This window comes from Macrococcoides bohemicum (genome assembly GCF_016865215.1).
Classification (GTDB): domain Bacteria; phylum Bacillota; class Bacilli; order Staphylococcales; family Staphylococcaceae; genus Macrococcoides; species Macrococcoides bohemicum.
On record NZ_CP054482.1, the window covers coordinates 1130118 to 1151279 of the forward strand.

Below are 21162 nucleotides of genomic sequence, written 5' to 3' on the forward strand. Positions count from 1 at the left end.
ATGTTAATATTGTAGTTACCACAACAAACAATAAGGAATGAATGCAAATGACTCATCTAAATGGTACCACTAATCATGTTAAAGGAAAACACTTAACTGAATTTGAAAGATATCAAATTCAGGTTTTGAAGAGTGAAAATTATTCAAATCGTGCTATTGCTAAAATTTTGAATAGAGCACCTCAAACAATTAACAATGAGATCAATAGAGGAACTGTTAAACAAATTAAGCGCGTAGTTTCTAATGGTAAAGAATATTTTTATGATTATGAATGCTATTTCCCTGATGTTGCTCAACTTAAATATGAAACAAATCGTATGAATTCTTACAGGACTCCAAAACATCAGCTATCTCATGCTTTTATTGATTGGGCTGATAAGATGATGTTGAATAAAAAATGGTCTCCCGATGTCGTAGTTGCCTATGCTAAAAAGAATAATATTTTTTGTGATTCTATTATTCCTTGTGTTTCAACACTATATAACTGGATTGAAAGAGGAATTATGAAGACCTCTAATATCGACCTTATAGAGAAGATTTCACGAAAACCAAATACAAATAGAAGACCTAGTCGAAAAAATAAAAAAGTATTAGGAAAATCTATCGAAGATAGAAGTCATGAAATCAATTCTAGAGATGTCTTTGGTCATTGGGAAATAGATACTGTAATTGGTTCTAAACTTAAAAATGAAAAAGCGTTACTTACACTTGTTGAAAGACAGACACGATTTGAAATCATCGTTCCTATTAAAAGTAAAACTAATGATGCTGTCACATTAGCATTAAGTCAATTAAAAGATCAAATAGGTAATTCATTTTCACGAATATTCAAGTCTATTACTTCTGATAACGGATCAGAGTTCTGTGACCTTACAGAGACATTACCTGATACTGAAATATACTTTACGCACCCTTATTCATCATGGGAACGAGGTACTAAAGAAAACCACCATAAATTCATTAGAAGGATAATCCCTAAAGGAATCAGTATGGGATCAGTATCTGATGAGATAATTTATCGTATCCAAAACTGGATGAACAATTATCCCAGAAAAATTCTAGATTACGAAACACCTACATACCTGTTTCTGAAGTCACTAAAATCCGAAGGATTATTAAGTGAACCATTAAGTTACTATCTCTATTAATTTGGATGTTGTGGCTAACTTGCAATTGAAATTTTCGGAAATAATTTGGTATAATAATATTAACAATGATATAAAAGGAGATTCATAATGACGACTGAAATAATTAATGAATTAAAGTCTAAAATGGAAAAAAGTATTGAAAGCCTAGTTCGTGAATTTGCTGCTATTCGTGCAGGACATGCAAATGCAAATTTATTAGAACGCGTATCTGTAAACTACTATGGTGCTGATACGCCTGTTCAACAATTAGCTGGTATTTCTGTACCAGAACCAAGAATGTTACTTGTAACACCATATGATAAATCTTCAATCGATGATATTTTAAAAGCGATTAATATGGCAAACTTAGGTGTTAATCCTACTTCAGATGGTAACGTTATTCGTATTACAGTGCCGGCATTAACTGAAGAACGCCGTAAAGAATTAGTTAAAGAAGCGAAAAAAGAAGCTGAAAATGCTAAAGTTGCAATCCGAAATATTCGTCGTGATGCAAATGATGCATTAAAGAAAGCTGAAAAGAATGGTGAACTGACAGAAGATGATTTAAAATCATTTACAGATGATGTTCAGACAGAAACTGATAATCATATTAAAAAGATCGATGCACTAACTGCTGAAAAAGAAAGCAGTATTTTAGAAGTTTAATCTTTTATATTTAGACTGAGATAATTGTAAGCTTATCTCAGTCTTTTTTTGTCCTTTTTTCTGTATATCCATGTCACTCTGTTAGATTTATGATAGAATATATTAATAATGTTTTGAATTTGGAGGACATCATGATTCCTTTCTTAAAAAGAAAAAATAATAAAAGAAATATAGATAAGAATATTAAACAAAAAAATGCAGCCACAGAAGCTGTTCCAACGCATATTGCGATTATTATGGATGGTAACGGAAGATGGGCAAAACAGCGTAATATGCCGCGTATAAAAGGTCATTATGAAGGGATGCAGACAGTTAAAGCGATAACGAGACATGCGAGTGATATTGGCGTTAAGTATTTAACACTATATGCTTTTTCTACTGAAAACTGGTCACGACCTAAAGATGAAGTTAACTATTTGATGAAATTACCTGGTGATTTTCTTTCAACATTTTTACCGGAACTGATCGAGAAAAATGTAAAGGTAGAAACGATTGGCTTTATCGATCAGCTACCTGAACATACGCGAAAAGCAGTGCTTGAAGCTAAAGAAAAGACGAAAAATAATAGTGGTTTAACATTAGTCTTTGCATTAAATTATGGTGGACGTAAAGAGATTGTATCTGCAGTACAGTTAATTGCTGAACGTTATAAAGATAATCAGATTGATTTAAGTGAAATTAATGAAGAAACTTTTGCAGATTATTTGTTTACAAAAGCAATACCAGATCCTGAGTTAATGATAAGAACATCAGGAGAAGAACGATTAAGTAACTTTTTAATCTGGCAAGCCTCATATAGTGAATTTGTATTTGTAGATACATTATGGCCAGATTTCGATGCAGAAGAAATGGATCGTTGTATAGAAGAATACCATAGCCGACATAGACGATTCGGCGGATTATAAGGAGTAAAAAATGAAAACGAGAACAATAACAGCAATCATTGCTATGGCAATTTTCTTACCTGTTGTTATATATGGCCAATTACCATTACTGATAATGGCATATTTATTAGCAATTGTTGCATTAAAAGAAGTATTAAATATGAAAAATATTAAACTATATTCATTACCAGGTATATTTAGTGTAGTGGCTTTATGTTTAATTATGTCGCCTCAGAAAAGTGATCTCGTATCACTTGATTATCAAGTACCATTTTTAACATTAATGAGTTTAATTATGCTGAGCTATACAGTAATGTCTAAAAACCGTTTTAACTTTGTAGATGCTGCGTTTTGTATGTTGGCCGTAGCCTATATCGGTATCGGTTTTATGTATTTTTATGAAACGCGAGCAGCTGAAAATGGATTAGTCTTTATATTATATGCATTATTAGTTGTCTGGGTCACAGATACAGGAGCTTATATTTTTGGTAGATTATTAGGTAAGCATAAATTATGGCCGGAGATTAGTCCGAATAAAACAATTGAGGGTTTTTTTGGAGGTATTGCATGTAGTACGATCATTGCAGTAATCTTCAGCATAAATTATGATATGCCACTCTCTATCATTCCTTTATTACTTGTAACTTGGTTATTTAGTATGTTCGGACAGTTAGGTGATTTAGTAGAATCTGCATTAAAGCGACATTTTGATGTGAAAGATTCCGGAAACTTATTACCTGGACATGGTGGTATATTAGATCGATTTGATTCATTTATCTTTGTATTACCATTGATGAATATATTTCTTATTAATTTTCAGTAACAAACACGTAGATATTTATTCTACGTGTTTTTCTTTTTGAAAGTCCAAAGTATGTGTTCGTTTTATTTTGTGATAGAATTAAACTAATACATTTTAGAATAAGGTGAAGTCATGAAACATATAGGAATATTAGGAGCAAGTGGCTCTGTTGGAATGCAAGGGATAGATATCATTCGTGAGCATTCAGATAGCTTTAAACTCGTTAGTTTTGCGGTTGGTAAATCAGTAGAGATTGCACAGAACATCATCGATGAATTTGAACCAGATATTTGTTGTATTCAAAATGAATCTGATATAAATAAACTTAATTTAGTAGGAAAACATACTAAAGTAGTATTTGGGGATGAAGGTTTATTAAAGGTTGCAGGTTATGAAAAAAATGATATATTACTCAACTCTATCTTAGGTAGTGTAGGGTTAAAGCCTACACTACACGCCATTGATCAAGGTATTGATATCGCACTTGCTAACAAAGAAACGCTTGTTGTAGCAGGAGAGATCGTTATGCAGCGTGCAAAAGAAAAAAGAGTAAACATATTACCTGTAGATTCTGAGCATTCAGCAATATTTCAATGTCTAAATGGTGAAAGTCATAAAAATATTGAAAAATTGATTGTTACTGCAAGCGGCGGTTCTTTTAGAGATAAGACGCGTGAACAGTTAAAAGATGTAACGCTTGAAGATGCTTTAAATCATCCCAACTGGTCAATGGGTAAGAAAATAACGATAGATAGTGCGACAATGATGAATAAAGGCTTAGAAGTTATCGAAGCAAAATGGTTATTTGACCTACCAATCGAGAAGATTGAAACAATATTACATAAACAAAGTATTATACATTCTATGGTAGAATTTAACGATACAAGTGTTATTGCGCAACTGGGGACACCAGATATGCGTATGCCGATTCTGTATGCATTCAGCTATCCAGACCGCAAACCGCGTAATGCCGAACGACTTGATTTAGCAAAAGTTGGCACACTTGATTTTAGGATAATGGATCTTGAGCGCTATAAATGCCTGGCACTTGCTTATCGTGCAATTGAAGTAGGTGGGACTTTACCGGTTGTGATGAATGCAGTAAATGAAGTAGCAGTACAGCTGTTCCTGGATGGTAAAATCTCATTTTTAGATATTGAAACAATCATAGAACGTGAAATGGATGCACATATCGTGACAGAAAATCCAGATTTAGATACAATTTTAGCAGTAGACGCAGACTATAAATCAAGGAATTACGAGGTGTAATATGGGGATTATTGCTTTTATCATAATATTTGGTTTGCTCGTAACCGTGCATGAATATGGACATCTACTCTTTGCGAAAAGAGCAGGGATTATGTGTCCGGAATTTGCAATCGGTATGGGACCAAAAATATTTTCTTACAAAAAAGATGAAACTTTATATACGATTAGACTTTTGCCGGTAGGTGGCTATGTCATGATGGCAGGAAGCGGAATGGAACAAAATCCGTTAACAGAAGGTATGACAGTCAACATTAAACGTAATGAAGCTGGTGAAGTTACACATATTTTATTAGATGATCAGCATCAGTTTCAACAGATTGAACAGCTTGAAGTAACTGACTCTGATTTTGAAGATCGATTATTTATCGAAGGTATCAATCAATACACAAATGAACAAGTGAGATATAATGTGGCACATGAAGCGTACTTTGTACGTGAAGGAGATTTAATTCAGATTGCGCCACTGGAACGCCAATTTAAGAATAAGAAACCTTGGCCTAAATTCCTTGCACTTTTTGCCGGTCCATTGTTTAACTTTATTTTAGCTTTTGTATTGTTTTTAGCACTTGCGTTTATGGTAGGTGCACCGACCACGACGATTAGTGGTGTCGCTAAGGATAGTCCAGCACAAGAAGTTGGACTTAAAAAAGGTGATACGATTAAGCAGTTAAATGATGAGAAAGTGACAAGCTTTAACCAGATTAGAAACTATCTCGATAAAAATGGTGGAAAGGCGATTAAGGTCATTGTCGAACGTGATGGTAAAGAAAGGACATTTAATTTAGAGCCTAAACTGATGCAACAGAAAGTAAGTAAAGGGAAGAGTTTAGATCGATATATCATTGGATTTGGTCCGGAGTTTGGTGGTAGTTTATTAGATAAATTACAATACGGTGTATCAATGACAATTGATGGTGCTACAAAGATTTTCACTTTACTTGGAATAATGTTTGCCTCTATTTTCAATGGCACATTCTCATTTGATATGCTGAATGGTCCGGTTGGTATATATAAGAATACTGAAAAAGTTGCCAGCATGGGTCTTGAAACATTAATTGGCTATACTGCAATGCTTTCAGTCAACTTAGGGATTATGAACTTATTACCAATACCAGCGCTTGACGGTGGTAGAATTTTATTCGTGATTTATGAAGCGATTTTTAGAAAACCAGTCAATAAAAAAGCAGAAATGTATATCGTCGCAGCTGGTGCGCTATTCGTCTTCTTTGTCATGATCATGGTAACATGGAATGACATTTCAAGATATTTCTTAAAATAATGATGATCCGACTTCGGTCGGATTTTTTTATTAATAATTCGTTCTATTATTATATACTAAGTAACAGTATTTATATTATGTTAACTTATATTTTTGTTTAACAATTAATCAATTTATTATATGATATATATATTATCGAAATTCAAGGAGGCAGCTATGAAACAGAGTAAAATGTTCATTCCAACATTAAGAGAAGTACCAAATGATGCTGATTCAAAAAGTCATCAGCTATTACTAAAAGCGGGTATGATAAAGCAAGTAGCAAGTGGGGTTTATAGTTACCTGCCGATTGCTAAGCGTGTACTTAATAAGATTGAAGCAATCGTTCGCGAAGAGATGGAAGCTATCGATGGTGTAGAAATATTAATGCCTGCATTACAGCCTTCTGAATTATGGTCAGAATCTGGTCGCTGGCAGAGTTATGGTGCAGAGCTAATGCGTATGACAGATCGTCATGGCCGTGAATTTGCACTCGGACCAACACATGAGGAAATCATCACGTCTTTAGTACGTGATGAATTAAAATCATATAAGAAATTACCGGTTACGTTATTCCAGATTCAAAATAAATTCCGTGATGAAAAGCGTCCACGTTTCGGATTGTTGCGTGGTCGTGAATTTATTATGAAAGATGCATACAGTTTCCATGCAACAGATGAAAGTTTAGATGAAACATATCAGGATATGTATGGTGCGTATTCAAGAATTTTCTCTCGTGTGAATCTTAATTTCCGTCCGGTTATAGCGGATAGTGGTGCGATTGGTGGTAGTCATACACACGAATTTATGGCTTTAGCAGAAATTGGTGAAGATACAATTTGCTATACTGATGAAAGTGACTATGCTGCTAACATTGAAAAAGCTGAAGTGAAATATGTACCAAATGTAGAACATACAGAAGAAAAAGATTTAGAAAAAGTACATACACCTGGTGTCAAAACAGCACAGCAATTAGCAGACTTATTAGGTAAACGCTTAGATGAAATTGTAAAATCAATGATTGTAAAAGTTGATGATCAGTTTATCATGTTCTTAATTCGTGGACATCACGAATTAAATGATGTAAAAGTTAAATCTTATTTTGGTACTGAAACAGTGGAAATGGCTACTGATAAAGAAATTCAGGCGATTTTAGGTGCTACACCAGGTTCACTTGGGCCAGTTGGTGTTGAAAAGATTGAAATTTATGCAGATAATAGTGTTCAGGATATTAATAATTTAGCGGTTGGTGCGAATGAAACGGACTATCACTATATTAATGCAAACCTTGGACGTGACTTTAATGTTAAAGCATTCGATGACTTCAGATTTATATTAGAAGGTGAAATGGCTGCTGATGGTAGTGGTCCGATTAAGTTTGCTGAAGGTATTGAAGTTGGACAAGTATTCAAGTTAGGTACGAAATACTCTGAGTCAATGAATGCAACATTCTTAAATGACCAGGGTCGAGCTGAACCGATGATCATGGGTTGTTATGGTATTGGTGTATCACGTACATTATCAGCGGTTATCGAGCAACATCATGATGAAAAAGGTATCATCTGGCCAACATCAATTACACCATTCGATATCCATATCATCACTGCTAATGCGAAACAAGACACACAACGTGAACTAGCAGATCAGTTATATGATGCCTATAAACGTGACTATGAAGTATTATATGATGATCGCAATGAACGTGCAGGTGTTAAATTTAACGATGCTGATTTAATCGGAGTGCCAGTTCGAATCGTTGTAGGTAAACAGGCATCAGAAGAAATTGTAGAAGTTAAGAACAGACGTACCGGAGAATCATTTGAAGTACCAGTTTCTGAACTTGACACAAAAATTAAAGCAATCTATGCATCATTTGAACATTAATTTGTTATAATAGAAGAAATAAGTGTGGGACTTTTGTCTCACGCTTTTCATTTTTGATAAGGTGGTTACTCATGACGTTAACACACACAGAAAAATTTAATGTATTACTTACGCAATTGGGTATTACAGACCTATTTGAAGATATTCATAACGGTGAATTATCTCGTATCGATATTTCAAAGGAAGAACGATTATGGCACATGCATTTTACATTTGAAACACATTTGCCATTTGTGCTCTATAATATGTTACAAACCAAACTTCATGAACACTTTTCACATATCGCTAATGTCACCTTTGAAATAAAGGTTAAAGATGACACATATTTAACGGATCGTATTCGTGAATATATTCCTTATGCAATCGATCAGACAGGGATGAGTCCAAGCTTAAAAGGACAGTTGAAACAAAAGTTGTTTAATTTTTCAGGAGATGTACTTAAGTTTCAGGTTGTTAATGAAATTGAACAGAAGCATTTTGAGAAATCATGTAACGGCAAATTAATGGCGGCGTTCAAACAGGCAGGATTTCAGTTATCTCAGATTATCTTTGAAATTAGTGATGAAGATCAACTCCGTGAACTTGCTTCTCTTGAGGCACATATACAGGAAGAAGAAGCACAACAAAGCGTGCTTCTACGCGAAAAGATGGTTGAGCGAGAGAAACAGAAAGCAGAAAGTGTATCTGAAGAGATTACACATTGTTCTATCGGTAAAAAGATTCAGGTAGAAACGATTAAACCGATTGAATCAATTATTGAAGAAGAGTTTAAAGTTGCTTTAGAAGGGGTTATCTTTGATATTGAAATTAAAGCACTTAAAAGTGGTCGACATATCGTTCAGCTAAAGATAACGGATTATACAGATTCTCTAATACTAAAGATGTTCACCCGTAAAGGTAAAAATGATCTGGATCATCTTTCATCATTAAAAGTTGGTGATTGGGTACGTGCCCAGGGACGTATCGAGCAAGATACATTTATTCGTGACCTTGTGATGATGATGAGTGATATTGAAAAGATAAACAAAGCATCGAAACAAGATAAGTCAGAAAATAAGCGAGTTGAGTTTCATTTACACACAGCGATGAGTCAAATGGATGGGATTACTCATATTAGTAGATATGTTGATCAGGCAGCGAAATGGGGTCATAAAGCAATTGCAATTACAGATCATAATGGATGTCAAGGTTTCCCGGATGCCCATGCAGCAGCAAGTAAAGCGGGCATTAAAATGATTTACGGGATAGAAGGTATGCTGGTTGATGATGGCGTGGCAATTGCATATAAACCCCAGGATATAGACTTAAAGACAACGACGTATGTTGTGTTTGACGTTGAAACTACCGGTCTTAGTTCTCAATATGATAAAATTATTGAACTTGCAGCAGTAAAAGTTAAAGATGGTGAAATTGTTGATAAATTTGAACGCTTTAGCAATCCTGGTGAACGTTTGAATGAAACGATTAAAAATTTAACTGGTATCACAGATGATATGTTAGTCGATGCACCACCGATAGAAGAAGTATTGAATGACTTTAGAGATTTTGTTGGTGATGCCATCTATATCGCGCATAATGCAAGCTTCGATATGGGCTTTATCGATACAGGATTTGAACGTTTAGGTTATGGTGCGACGACAAATGGTGTTATTGATACGCTGGAATTATCAAGAACGATTAATACTGAGATGGGTAAACACGGTTTAAATTTCCTGGCCAAAAAATATGGCGTAGAATTGACGCAACATCACAGAGCGATATATGATGCAGAAACAACAGCACATATCTTCGTAAAGATGTTAAAACAAATAGAGCAGCTTGGTGTTACAAATCATAACGAAATTGATGCTAAACTTTCAAATCAGGATGCTTACAAACGTGCGCGTCCGATGCATGTTACTTTAATTGTACAAAATCAGACAGGCCTTAAAAATTTATTTAAGATTGTCAGTGAATCGATGGTCAATTATTTCTATCGTACACCACGTATTCCAAGATCGCTTCTTATGGAGAATCGAGAAGGTATATTAGTGGGGAGTGCGTGTGATAATGGTGAAGTATTTACTGCGGTGATGCAAAAAGATCAGGAAGAAGTTGAACGCATTGCTAAATTTTATGACTTTTTAGAAGTTCAACCAAAAGCATTGTATCAACATTTATTGGAAAAAGATCTTATTCGCGATAATGAAACAATGGAAGAAATTTATGATCGTATAATCCGTGTCGGTGATAAATTAAATATTCCGGTAATCGCAACCGGAAATGTACATTATCTGTATGAACATGAAAAGCCTGCGCGTGAAATATTAATTGCATCTAATCCAGGTAATCCTTTAAATCGACAAACTTTACCGGATGCACATTTCAGAACAACTGATGAAATGCTTGATGATTTTCATTTTTTAGGTGAAGAGAAAGCTTTTGAGATTGTTGTAACGAATACGAACGATTTAGCAGATGCAATTGATACTGTTATCCCGATTCGTGATGAATTGTACACGCCAACGATAGAAGGGGCAAATGAAGAGATACGTGAAATGAGCTATAATCGTGCGCGTAGTATATATGGAGATGATTTACCTGAAATCGTTGTAGCTAGACTTGAAAAAGAACTGGATAGTATTATCGGAAATGGGTTTGCCGTTATCTATTTAATTTCACAAAAACTTGTTAAGAAATCACTGGATGATGGATATCTTGTAGGTAGTCGTGGCTCTGTAGGTTCAAGTTTTGTAGCTACGATGACAGAAATTACGGAAGTTAATCCTTTACCCCCCCATTATATTTGTCCGAAATGTAAATCGAGTCATTTCTTTGAAGATGGTAGTGTAGCAAGTGGATTTGACTTGCCGGATAAAAATTGTCCGGAATGTAACGTTCCATATATTAAAGAAGGACAAGATATTCCGTTTGAAACTTTCCTAGGATTTAAAGGGGACAAAGTTCCCGATATCGATTTAAACTTCAGTGGAGAATATCAGCCGATCGCGCATAACTATACGAAAGTACTTTTCGGAGAAGATAAAGTATTCCGTGCCGGGACAATAGGTACGGTTGCTGAGAAAACAGCATTTGGATATGTTAAGGGCTACCTGAATGATTCTGGTATTCATAAACGTGGGGCTGAAATCGATCGTTTAGTGAAAGCATGTACCGGTGTAAAACGTACAACTGGACAGCATCCTGGTGGTATTATCGTTGTACCTGAAAATATGGATATCTACGACTTTACACCGATTCAATATCCAGCTGACCAACAGGATTCAGCATGGCGAACAACACATTTTGATTTCCATTCAATTCATGACAATTTATTAAAGCTTGATATATTAGGACACGATGATCCTACGATGATTCGTATGTTACAGGATTTATCTGGCATGGATCCAAAGACGATACCAGTCGATGATAAAGAGACGATGAAAATATTTTCTAGTCCAGAGTCATTAGGAGTAACTGAAGATGATATTTTATGTAAGACAGGAACGCTCGGTGTACCTGAATTCGGTACGGGGTTTGTAAGACAAATGCTAGAGGATACGAAACCTTCGTCATTTAGTGAACTGGTACAAATTTCAGGGTTATCACACGGTACGGATGTATGGTTAGGGAATGCACAAGAACTCATTAAATCAGGCACTTGTGATTTATCAAGTGTAATCGGTTGTCGTGATGATATCATGGTATATTTAATGTATGCAGGTCTTGAACCTTCACTTGCCTTTAAAATAATGGAATCCGTTCGTAAAGGTAAAGGACTTACTGAAGAGTTTGAAGCTGCGATGATTGAGAATAATGTACCTGCCTGGTATCTGGATTCATGTAAAAAGATTAAGTACATGTTCCCGAAAGCCCATGCAGCAGCATATGTTTTAATGGCGGTGCGTATTGCTTACTTTAAAGTACACCATCCATTATTCTATTATGCAAGTTACTTTACAGTAAGAGCATCTGACTTTGATTTAATTACAATGGTTAAAGATAAACATACGATTAAAGCGACTGTAAAAGATTACTATGAACGTTATCATGATCTGGGTAAAAAAGAAAAAGATGTACTGACTGTCTTAGAGATTACAAATGAAATGGCACAACGTGGATTTAAGGTGCAACCTATTTCACTGGAAAAAAGTACAGCCTTTGAATTTATTATTGAAGGTGATACATTAATTCCGCCATTTATTGCTGTCCCGGGACTTGGTGAGAACGTAGCAAAACGTATCGTTGCAGCACGTGATGAAGGACCATTCCTATCAAAAGAAGAATTAAACAAAAAAGCTGGTGTCTCACAAAAGATTATTGATTATCTTGATGAATTGGGTAGTTTAAATGATATGCCGGATAAAGCACAGCTATCAATATTTGATTTATAATCATTTGAGTTATGCACTAATATGTGCTATCATTACATTGTTAAAGAAAATACTCTACAAGCGAAAAGAGTGGGATATCCCGCTCTTTTCTTAAGTTTTGTGAGGAGGATTATATGTCAAAGATAACTGAACGTGTGGAAGAAATTGTTGCACCTATTGTTGAATCATTAGGATTTGAGCTGGTAGATGTAGAATATGTTAAAGAAGGCCCTGATTATTATTTACGTATTGCAATTGATAAGCCAGGTGGCATCGATATCGCTGACTGTGCACTAGCGAGTGAGCATATTAGCGAAGTGATGGATAAAGAAGATCCTATAACAGAAGCTTATTTTATGGATGTTTCTTCACCTGGTGCTGAACGTCCACTTAAGAAAGAAAAAGACTACGAAAATGCTGTAGGAAATAATATTTACGTAAAACTATATGAACCGATTGCTGGCGATAAAGAGTGGATAGGTATTTTAGAACAGTATAACGAGGATTTCATAACGATAAATGCAAAGATAAAGACACGAACGAAAACGATTGAAATTGACCGTAAAAAAATAGCAAAAATTCGTCGTGCTGTCGTTTTATAATTTGGAGGGAAACATGAATAAAAATAATGAATTATTAAATGCAATTGATTACCTTGAAAAAGAAAAATCAATTCCAAGAGAAGTTTTAATTGAAACAATAGAAGCTGCATTAATTACAGCATATAAAAAGAACTATAATTCAGCGAACAACGTTCGTGTTGAGTTAAATATGGATAACGGAGCTTATCGCGTTTATTCACGTAAAGATGTTGTTGAAGAAGTAATGAATCCACGTGATGAAGTAAGTTTAGAGATGGCTTTAGAGTCTAATCCAGCTTATGAAGTTGGCGATATTTATGAAGAAGATGTGACACCTAAAGATTTCGGTCGCGTCTCAGCACAAGCAGCGAAACAAGCGGTAATGCAACGATTACGCGACGCTGAACGTGGTATTTTATACAATGAGTTCATCGATAAAGAAGATGATATAATGACTGGTATCATTGACCGCGTCGATCATCGTTATGTGTATGTAACTTTAGGTAAAACGGAAGCGGTATTATCTGAAGCTGAACGTAGTCCGAATGAAGAATATCGTCCAACTGAACGCATAAAAATTTATGTGAATAAAGTAGAACAAACAACTAAAGGACCTCAAATCTTTGTATCTCGTAGTCATCCAGGTTTATTAAAACGATTATTTGAACAAGAAGTTCCGGAAATTTTTGATGGCACTGTTATAGTTAAATCTGTCGCGCGTGAAGCAGGCGACCGTTCTAAGATTAGTGTGTTCTCGGAAAATCCTGATATCGATGCTGTAGGTGCATGTGTAGGTGCAAAAGGTGCACGTGTTGAAGCTGTTGTTGAAGAATTAGGTGGCGAGAAGATTGATATCGTTGAGTGGAGTGGTGATACAAAGACATTCGTTAAGAATGCTTTAAGTCCATCTCAAGTCGTTGATGTTTTAGTGGATGAAGCTAATCAATCAACGACTGTAATCGTACCAGATTATCAATTATCTCTTGCTATTGGTAAAAAAGGTCAAAATGCGCGTTTAGCTGCAAAACTGACTGGCTGGAAAATCGACATTAAATCTGAGACAGATGCAAAAGAAGCAGGCATTTATCCAGTAGAATAGGTGACATTATGAAACAAAAAAAGATACCTATGCGCAAATGTATATTAAGCAAGGAAATGAAACCGAAAAAAGAAATGATACGTGTTGTTAAGACGAAAGAAGACGAAATCTTTGTTGATTCGACAGGTAAACAAAATGGCCGTGGTGCATATGTTTCGATGGATTTAGAAGTTATAGAAGTTGCACGTAAAAAGAAGAAACTTGAGCAATTCTTTGAGAGCGATACTGAACGTCTCAATCCTATATATGATGAAATTATTCGTTTAATATATCGGGAAATGATACCGAAACGATGAATAATCAAGATAAATTATTTAATTTACTCGGTCTTGCGATGCGTGCACGCAAACTTGCCACTGGCGAAGAACTTGTCATCAATGAAGTGAGAAATAAGAAATGTAAACTTGTAATACTAGCGACTGACGCTGGACCAAATACGACAAAAACTGTTACGAATAAATGTAATTCGTTTAATGTGCCGCTCGTGCAGCACGGAACGCGTTATGAGTTAGGATATGCGATTGGTAAGGCCGAACGGGTTACAATCGGTATCCTGGATGCTGGATTTGCAAAATCTATCCAAACGCTCATTCGTAACATCAATGAGGAGAGAACCTATGATTAAAAAGAGAATATATGAATACGCAAAAGAAGTTAAATTAAAAAGTAAAGATATCATTGATGAACTGAAAAAAATGAATATCGAAGTAACAAGCCATATGCAGGTGATTGAAGATAAAGAAATTAGTGCACTAGATAAAATCTTTAAAAAAGATCAGGTGAAAGCTGAACAGAAGGCGGAAAGTAAACCGGCAGAAAAAGTTGAGCAGAAAAAAGAACAACCGAAACAAGAGACGAAACCTGCAGCTAAACCTGCAGCTAAACCTGCAGCTAAACCTGCAGCTAAGCCTGCTGACAAACCAGCTAATAAGCCAGCTCAAAAACCACGTCATAACAATAATCACCGACCAGGTAGCAATAACAAACCAGGAACAGGCGGCCCAAACCGTAATAAAAAAGGTAAAGGTAAACCGAAACCAGCACCAGTCGAACCAGCACCTGTAGTTAAAGAAACACCTTCTAAGATTACTTATGAAGAAGGTATTACAGTTGGAGAACTTGCTGAAAAATTAAATAAAGATGCATCTGAAATTGTTAAAAATTTATTTATGGTTGGTATTATGGCGAACATCAACCAAGGTTTAAATCAAGATGCGATTGAATTAATCTGTGATGAATATGGTGTTGAAGCTGAACTTGAAGTTGTAGTTGATGCAACAGATTTAGAAACTTATTTCGAAGATGTTGATGCAAATCCTGAAGATATTATTGAAAGACCGTCAGTTGTAACGATTATGGGTCACGTTGACCATGGTAAAACAACGTTACTTGACTCTATCCGTAACACACGTGTTACTGCTGGAGAAGCTGGTGGAATCACACAACATATTGGTGCATACCAAATTGAGAATGAAGGTAAGAAGATTACCTTCTTAGATACACCTGGACATGCTGCGTTTACAACGATGCGTGCACGTGGTGCTCAAGTAACGGATATTACAATTTTAGTGGTTGCTGCAGATGATGGTGTTATGCCACAAACTGTTGAAGCGATTAACCATGCTAAAGCTGCTGAAGTGCCTATTATCGTAGCAGTTAATAAAATCGATAAACCAACAGCTAACCCCGATCGCGTAATGCAGGAATTAGGTGAACACGGATTATATCCTGAAGACTGGGGTGGAGATACAATCTTCGTGCAGTTATCAGCGATTAAAGGTGACGGAATTGATGAATTGTTAGAAATGATCTTACTTGTTTCAGAAGTAGCAGAATTAAAAGCAAATCCTAAACGTACTGCAATCGGTACAGTTATCGAAGCAGAGTTAGATAAATCACGTGGACCGGCTGCATCATTATTAGTTCAGGATGGTACACTTGAAATTGGTGATTCAATTGTTGTAGGTAACACATTTGGGCGTGTACGTGCAATGGTTAACGATTTAGGTAAACGTATTAAATCGGCAGGACCATCTACACCAGTTGAAATTACTGGTTTACAAGATGTACCTTTAGCGGGCGATCGTTTTGTAGTATTCAAAGATGAAAAACGTGCACGTCGAATCGGTGAAGCACGTCAACAACAAAACATCTTAGCACAACGTCAGGAAAGTCAAAAAGTTTCATTGGATAATTTATTCGAACAAATTAAACAAGGTGAAATGAAAGACTTAAACGTAATTATTAAAGGTGATGTTCAAGGTTCAGTAGAAGCTTTAGCAGCGTCTTTAATGAAGATTGATGTAGAAGGCGTTAACGTACGTATTATTCATACAGCCGTTGGTGCAATCAATGAATCAGATGTTACTTTAGCATCAGCATCAAACGGTATCATTATCGGATTCAACGTACGTCCGGATGTAAATGCGAAACGTGCAGCTGAAGCTGAAGGTGTAGATATGCGTTTACACAGAATTATCTACAAAGTAATCGAAGAAATCGAACAAGCGATGATCGGTATGTTGGATCCTGAATATGAAGAAAAAGTAATTGGACAAGCTGAAGTACGTCAAACAATCAATATTTCTAAAGTAGGTACTGTAGCAGGTTCTTACGTAACAGAAGGTAAGATTACACGTGATTCTCAAGTACGTATCATTCGTGACGGTATCGTTGTATATGAAGGTCAAGTTGATGCATTGAAACGTTTCAAAGATGATGTGCGTGAAGTCGCTCAAGGTTACGAATGTGGTATCACAATCGAAAACTTCAACGACGTTAAAGAAGGCGACATCTTCGAAGCATTTATTATGGAAGAGATTAAGCGTAAATAATTACTTTTTGGCACTCACAAATAATTGTGAGTGCTTTTTTTGTTTGAGAAAATTTAATTATTTTTATACACATTTTATGAATAATATGCTGCAGAAAATCATTTTCTGTTAAAAAGTTTTGTAGAATATTAATTATTGTATTTATTTTGAATATTCTTGTATAAAAGTACGATAAAGTATACATTTTAGGCTATTTGCATGCTCAGTAATTATGTTTTATATTGATTTTGAGGTGATAACTTGTTTATAAAAACTGCAGTCAAACCACCACAGCTTGAATATTTAGAAGAAGTTCATGGGCGTATACATATGCCTGAATCTGATAGACGAAAATATTTCAATTTAAAATTGGGTTTTGAAGGTGAAAAGAAGGTTTATAATTTTCTGAATCAATTTAAGCAAGGTGTTTGTATTTGGGATATTCGACTGGATATATACGGAGAGATACAATTTGATTTCTTTGTCATAGTTAATGGTATTATTTTTATATTAGAAATTAAAAATTTTTACGGAAACTATACATATAAAGATGGCAACTTGAAAAGTGAAAGTGGTTATGTTTGTCGAGATGTATTTTCTCAGGCAAGTAATGAACGAGATAAATTTGAAGCGTTTTGTTATGAACAAAACATTCATTATAAAATTATTAATGAAGTCGTATTTGTTAACGAAACTTTCAAAGTGATCAATGATGTGAAAGATATTAAATTCAATAATATGTCTGCTATTGAAAATCTAGCTAAATATATGTGTAGTTTCAATATTACCAATGAGGACATTGCGATTGGTGAATTGATTGTTAAACATCATATTGAGCAATCGAAAAATGAACAGAAATATTTTTATCCTTATGACAAAATGACTCGTGGGTTAAAATGCCCAGAATGTCATAGATTTCTGGAAGTGAATCGCACTGTGAAGAAAAAAGTAAAATGCAGATGCGGACATGTAATGGTTAAATCTGAAGCTATAATAGAATCATTTAGAAAAATCGAAATGCTGAAAAGGGACAGTGTCAGTGTGAGTGAAGTAGGTGAGTGGGTTGACTGTAATCCATCAGGCATTCGAAAATTATTAGGAGAAAATTTTATTAAAATAGGTACAAATAAGAACAGGAAATATAAAACTATTAAATAATAAGTCAGATGCTAGCGACAAACCAGAAATATCGCTAGCAACTGGCAAAATAATGATGGAATTGTGAAGATGCTAGCGACAAACTAGAAATATCGCTAGCAACTGGCAAAATAATGATGGAATTGTGAAGATGCTAGCGACAAATCAGTGTTATCGCTAGCAACTGGCAAAATAATGATGGAATTGTGAAGATGCTAACGACAAACCAGAAATATCGCTAGCAACTGGCAAAATAATGATGGAATTGTGAAGATGCTAGCGACAAACTAGAAATATCGCCAGCAACCTGTAATATAATGATGGAATTATATAGATGCTAGCGACAAACCAGAAATATCGCTAGCAACCTGTAAAATAATGTTGGAATTATATAGATGCTAGCGACAAACCAGAAATATCGCTAGCACCTCAGTGCCCCACTTTCCTTCTAACCACCCCTTCAATTGACATCAACTCGCTACCCACGTATAATTGACACTATTCAATAGATACAAATGAGGTGAAAATATATGAGTTTAAGAAGTGAACGTGTTGGTCAACAAATGAAGAAAGAAATCAGTGAGATCATCAACCAGAAAATCAAAAATCCTAATGTTGGATTCGTTACAGTTACTGAAGTAGAGGTTACTGGCGACTTATCAATTGCTACTGTGTATGTAACAGTTCTTGGTGAAGAGCGTGAGCGCAAAAAATCTCTGGAAGCTTTAGAAAAATCTAAAGGTTTCATTAAATCAGAGATTGCACATCGTATGGACTTACGTATCGTACCTGAACTAAAATTCCAGTACGACGAGTCAATCGATTACGGTAACAAAATCGAGCGTATGTTAGCTGATTTAAATAAAGGACATTAGACCAAACACACTTTTTCATGTAAACTATTCTAGAGTTTACTGAAAGGGTGTTTTTTTATGGATGGTATTATAGCAATTAATAAACCGCGTGGTATGACAAGTCACGATGTGGTGTTCAAACTACGTAAAATTTTAAAGACAAAAAAAGTTGGACATACAGGTACACTGGATCCTGAAGTAAATGGAGTGTTACCGATTTGTATTGGGCGTGCGACACGAGTCAGTGATTATATGATGGATTCAGGTAAAACTTACATCGCTGAAATCACACTCGGTACACAGACGTCGACTGAAGATCAGACAGGTGAGGTTATCGCCACTAATATAATAGAAGAAAATCAATTTTCTACAACCCAGATCGACGCTGTACTTTGGCAACTCACTGGTGAAATTGAACAGACACCACCGATGTATAGTGCTGTAAAAGTCAACGGTCGTAAGCTGTATGAATATGCCCGTGAAGGTAAAGTGATTGAGAGACCATCAAGAAAAGTAAAAATCAGCAACATCACGCGTACGACAGAACTAACGTACCATGATGATCAAGTTACATTTGAAATTATCGTGAAATGTGGAAAAGGTACTTATATTAGAACACTAGCAACACAAATTGCGGAAGCACTACAAACAGTAGGTCATATGTCTAAACTTACGCGTACTGAAAGTGGTGGATTTACGCTTGAACAAAGTTATACTTTAGAAGTACTACAAGAGATGCCACTTGAATCCATCAAGTCACTTCTACATCCATTGGAAAAGGGGCTAATGCATCTTCCGCATCATGAAGTAGACGCACAAACTGCACAACGTATTATGTGGGGACAAAAATTAAAAGATATCACACCGCCGCTTACTGAAGAAACTGTAATGACACATAATGAAAAGGCGCTAGCAATCTATATGCCACATCCGGAATATTCAAATGTAATAAAAGCACGTAAAGTTTTTACAGATTGAGCAATACACGCACGAACGAATACAAAAAATGCTACACTAAAGAAAAACAAATTCAGAGGTATATGATGATAACAATAGAAATGAACCACCCAATAGAATCGCATTATAATCATCCGGAATTAGCTTTAGCTATCGGTTTTTTTGATGGCTTACATTTAGGGCATCAATCGGTAATCAATGAAATGATAAAAATTGCAGAGCAAAAAGGCTTAAAAAAAGCAGTCATGACATTTGATCCACATCCATCCGTGGTACTGAATCCAGAAAAAAAGCGTACTGATTATTTAACGCCATTACAGGAAAAGAAAAATATTTTAGAGAAAATGGGTATTGATTATTTATTTATCGTACCGTTTACTTCGTCATTTGCAAAAATGGAAGAACGTACCTTTATTCAGGATTATTTTACACGTAATAAAGTGAAACATGTTATTGCAGGCTTTGACTTTACTTATGGAAAATTCGGTAAAGGTAATATGCTTAAACTTGATGCAGACAAAGACGGCTTTGAAGTGACTGCTGTACCGAAACTTGCAATTGACAACGAAAAAATTTCAACTACACAAATTCGTGAAGATTTACAAACAGGGGACATCAAACATGCCAATGCACAACTTGGTCGAGTATATAAAATTACTGGTCTGGTCGTTCAGGGAGAGAAACGTGGACGCACAATTGGATTCCCAACTGCAAACGTTATGCCAAATGAAGAATTTGTACTTCCAAGACTAGGGGTATACGCAGTTACTTTAAAACGTGAATCAACAGGAATAACATATCAGGGTGTTTGTAATATTGGTGTTAAACCTACATTTCACGATCCTGAAAAATCCCAAGTTTCGATTGAAGTGAACATCTTTGATTTCAATGAATCTATTTATGGTGAACGCGTCGAAGTAGAGTGGCATGACTTTATTCGTCCTGAGCAAAAGTTCGATGGTATTGATGCATTAATCAACCAAATCAATCAGGACAAACAAACCGCAATTGAAATATTAGCAAATTTATAACTTGAAACTTTTTTGAAACATGATATAATTATCAAGTACCTTTCCTTGGTATTGAGACGCTCCGACTCATACTCGGGTTATGGTGTAAATTAAATTATAGGAGGCTACTAATAATGGCTATTACTCAAGAACGCAAAAATGAAATCATCGCACAATACCGTGTACACGAAACTGATACTGGATCTCCAGAAGTGCAAATCGCAGTTTTAACTGCTGAAATCAATGCTTTAAACGAGCATTTACGTACGCACAAAAAAGATCACCATTCTCGTCGTGGATTATTAAAAATGGTAGGTCGTCGTAAAAACTTATTAACTTATTTACGTGAAAACGATGTTCAACGTTACCGTGAATTAATTAAATCATTAGGTTTACGTCGTTAATTTTTAACACAAAGAGCACAAATGAATTTGTGTTCTTTTTTTTATGCAATTTGTGACAATATAAC

General features: G+C 35.3%; 18 protein-coding genes. All 18 read left to right on the plus strand.

The annotated features are described in order from the left end of the window. Nucleotides 1-47: 47 nt before the first annotated feature. The 18 genes from HT586_RS05830 (at nucleotide 48) to rpsO (ending at nucleotide 21097) form a co-directional block, all read left to right on the plus strand. A complete protein-coding gene (locus HT586_RS05830; protein WP_203546518.1) occupies nucleotides 48-1148 on the plus strand; it encodes an IS30 family transposase in 1101 nt (366 codons plus the stop codon). An 87-nt stretch (nucleotides 1149-1235) separates the two neighbouring features. Beyond that, nucleotides 1236-1793 carry a ribosome recycling factor gene (gene frr, locus HT586_RS05835; RefSeq protein ID WP_096076713.1) on the plus strand — a complete coding sequence of 186 codons (558 nt, stop codon included), beginning with the start codon at nucleotides 1236-1238 and terminating at the stop codon, nucleotides 1791-1793. Between the two features lie 131 nt (nucleotides 1794-1924). After that, entirely contained in the window at nucleotides 1925-2698 is a 774-nt protein-coding gene (gene uppS / locus HT586_RS05840) for an undecaprenyl pyrophosphate synthase (protein WP_096076712.1), read from the plus strand. A gap of 10 nt (nucleotides 2699-2708) precedes the next feature. Further along, nucleotides 2709-3500, plus strand: a complete 792-nt coding sequence (locus HT586_RS05845; protein WP_188018489.1) for a phosphatidate cytidylyltransferase — start codon at nucleotides 2709-2711, stop codon at nucleotides 3498-3500. A gap of 111 nt (nucleotides 3501-3611) precedes the next feature. Then, the gene (gene dxr, locus HT586_RS05850) at nucleotides 3612-4748 is read left to right on the plus strand and encodes a 1-deoxy-D-xylulose-5-phosphate reductoisomerase (RefSeq protein WP_203546494.1); all 1137 of its coding nucleotides are present in this window, start codon (nucleotides 3612-3614) and stop codon (nucleotides 4746-4748) included. Between the two features lies 1 nt (nucleotide 4749). After that, complete coding sequence (gene rseP / locus HT586_RS05855; protein WP_203546495.1) at nucleotides 4750-6027, plus strand: RIP metalloprotease RseP; 1278 nt, start codon at nucleotides 4750-4752, stop codon at nucleotides 6025-6027. Nucleotides 6028-6183: 156 nt separating this feature from the next. Then, on the plus strand, nucleotides 6184-7890 hold the full coding sequence (locus HT586_RS05860) for a proline--tRNA ligase (protein ID WP_096076708.1): 1707 nt from the start codon (nucleotides 6184-6186) through the stop codon (nucleotides 7888-7890). A gap of 71 nt (nucleotides 7891-7961) precedes the next feature. Continuing rightward, the gene (locus HT586_RS05865) at nucleotides 7962-12263 is read left to right on the plus strand and encodes a PolC-type DNA polymerase III (protein WP_203546496.1); all 4302 of its coding nucleotides are present in this window, start codon (nucleotides 7962-7964) and stop codon (nucleotides 12261-12263) included. Between the two features lie 113 nt (nucleotides 12264-12376). After that, on the plus strand, nucleotides 12377-12844 hold the full coding sequence (rimP, locus tag HT586_RS05870; RefSeq protein WP_096076706.1) for a ribosome maturation factor RimP: 468 nt from the start codon (nucleotides 12377-12379) through the stop codon (nucleotides 12842-12844). A 13-nt stretch (nucleotides 12845-12857) separates the two neighbouring features. Continuing rightward, complete coding sequence (gene nusA / locus HT586_RS05875) at nucleotides 12858-13922, plus strand: transcription termination factor NusA (RefSeq protein ID WP_203546497.1); 1065 nt, start codon at nucleotides 12858-12860, stop codon at nucleotides 13920-13922. A gap of 8 nt (nucleotides 13923-13930) precedes the next feature. Then, nucleotides 13931-14218, plus strand: a complete 288-nt coding sequence (gene rnpM / locus HT586_RS05880; protein WP_238999331.1) for an RNase P modulator RnpM — start codon at nucleotides 13931-13933, stop codon at nucleotides 14216-14218. Continuing rightward, the gene (locus HT586_RS05885) at nucleotides 14215-14547 is read left to right on the plus strand and encodes a YlxQ family RNA-binding protein (protein ID WP_096076703.1); all 333 of its coding nucleotides are present in this window, start codon (nucleotides 14215-14217) and stop codon (nucleotides 14545-14547) included. The genes rnpM and HT586_RS05885 overlap by 4 nt, the downstream gene beginning before the upstream one ends. Then, on the plus strand, nucleotides 14540-16756 hold the full coding sequence (infB, locus tag HT586_RS05890) for a translation initiation factor IF-2 (RefSeq protein ID WP_203546498.1): 2217 nt from the start codon (nucleotides 14540-14542) through the stop codon (nucleotides 16754-16756). The genes HT586_RS05885 and infB overlap by 8 nt, the downstream gene beginning before the upstream one ends. 240 nt (nucleotides 16757-16996) lie before the next feature. Continuing rightward, complete coding sequence (locus tag HT586_RS05895; RefSeq protein ID WP_203546499.1) at nucleotides 16997-17893, plus strand: nuclease-related domain-containing protein; 897 nt, start codon at nucleotides 16997-16999, stop codon at nucleotides 17891-17893. 509 nt (nucleotides 17894-18402) lie between these two features. Next, nucleotides 18403-18747 carry a 30S ribosome-binding factor RbfA gene (gene rbfA, locus HT586_RS05900; RefSeq protein ID WP_096076700.1) on the plus strand — a complete coding sequence of 115 codons (345 nt, stop codon included), beginning with the start codon at nucleotides 18403-18405 and terminating at the stop codon, nucleotides 18745-18747. A 57-nt stretch (nucleotides 18748-18804) separates the two neighbouring features. Then, complete coding sequence (truB, locus tag HT586_RS05905; RefSeq protein ID WP_096076680.1) at nucleotides 18805-19704, plus strand: tRNA pseudouridine(55) synthase TruB; 900 nt, start codon at nucleotides 18805-18807, stop codon at nucleotides 19702-19704. Between the two features lie 65 nt (nucleotides 19705-19769). Further along, nucleotides 19770-20714 carry a bifunctional riboflavin kinase/FAD synthetase gene (locus tag HT586_RS05910; RefSeq protein WP_133354076.1) on the plus strand — a complete coding sequence of 315 codons (945 nt, stop codon included), beginning with the start codon at nucleotides 19770-19772 and terminating at the stop codon, nucleotides 20712-20714. Between the two features lie 113 nt (nucleotides 20715-20827). Then, the gene (gene rpsO / locus HT586_RS05915; RefSeq protein WP_096076678.1) at nucleotides 20828-21097 is read left to right on the plus strand and encodes a 30S ribosomal protein S15; all 270 of its coding nucleotides are present in this window, start codon (nucleotides 20828-20830) and stop codon (nucleotides 21095-21097) included. The last annotated feature ends 65 nt before the right edge of the window (nucleotides 21098-21162 follow it).

Excerpts from the sequence above, each read along its gene's own strand:
- HT586_RS05910 (WP_133354076.1), top strand. The coding sequence starts at position 19,770 with ATGATAACAATAGAAATGAACCACCCAATAGAATCGCATTATAATCAT.
- rimP (WP_096076706.1), top strand. The coding sequence starts at position 12,377 with ATGTCAAAGATAACTGAACGTGTGGAAGAAATTGTTGCACCTATTGTT.
- rnpM (WP_238999331.1), top strand. The coding sequence starts at position 13,931 with ATGAAACAAAAAAAGATACCTATGCGCAAATGTATATTAAGCAAGGAA.
- HT586_RS05845 (WP_188018489.1), top strand. The coding sequence starts at position 2,709 with ATGAAAACGAGAACAATAACAGCAATCATTGCTATGGCAATTTTCTTA.
- rpsO (WP_096076678.1), top strand. The coding sequence starts at position 20,828 with ATGGCTATTACTCAAGAACGCAAAAATGAAATCATCGCACAATACCGT.
- truB (WP_096076680.1), top strand. The coding sequence starts at position 18,805 with ATGGATGGTATTATAGCAATTAATAAACCGCGTGGTATGACAAGTCAC.
- HT586_RS05865 (WP_203546496.1), top strand. The coding sequence starts at position 7,962 with ATGACGTTAACACACACAGAAAAATTTAATGTATTACTTACGCAATTG.
- HT586_RS05830 (WP_203546518.1), top strand. The coding sequence starts at position 48 with ATGACTCATCTAAATGGTACCACTAATCATGTTAAAGGAAAACACTTA.
- HT586_RS05885 (WP_096076703.1), top strand. The coding sequence starts at position 14,215 with ATGAATAATCAAGATAAATTATTTAATTTACTCGGTCTTGCGATGCGT.
- rbfA (WP_096076700.1), top strand. The coding sequence starts at position 18,403 with ATGAGTTTAAGAAGTGAACGTGTTGGTCAACAAATGAAGAAAGAAATC.
- frr (WP_096076713.1), top strand. The coding sequence starts at position 1,236 with ATGACGACTGAAATAATTAATGAATTAAAGTCTAAAATGGAAAAAAGT.
- dxr (WP_203546494.1), top strand. The coding sequence starts at position 3,612 with ATGAAACATATAGGAATATTAGGAGCAAGTGGCTCTGTTGGAATGCAA.
- HT586_RS05860 (WP_096076708.1), top strand. The coding sequence starts at position 6,184 with ATGAAACAGAGTAAAATGTTCATTCCAACATTAAGAGAAGTACCAAAT.
- rseP (WP_203546495.1), top strand. The coding sequence starts at position 4,750 with ATGGGGATTATTGCTTTTATCATAATATTTGGTTTGCTCGTAACCGTG.
- nusA (WP_203546497.1), top strand. The coding sequence starts at position 12,858 with ATGAATAAAAATAATGAATTATTAAATGCAATTGATTACCTTGAAAAA.
- infB (WP_203546498.1), top strand. The coding sequence starts at position 14,540 with ATGATTAAAAAGAGAATATATGAATACGCAAAAGAAGTTAAATTAAAA.
- uppS (WP_096076712.1), top strand. The coding sequence starts at position 1,925 with ATGATTCCTTTCTTAAAAAGAAAAAATAATAAAAGAAATATAGATAAG.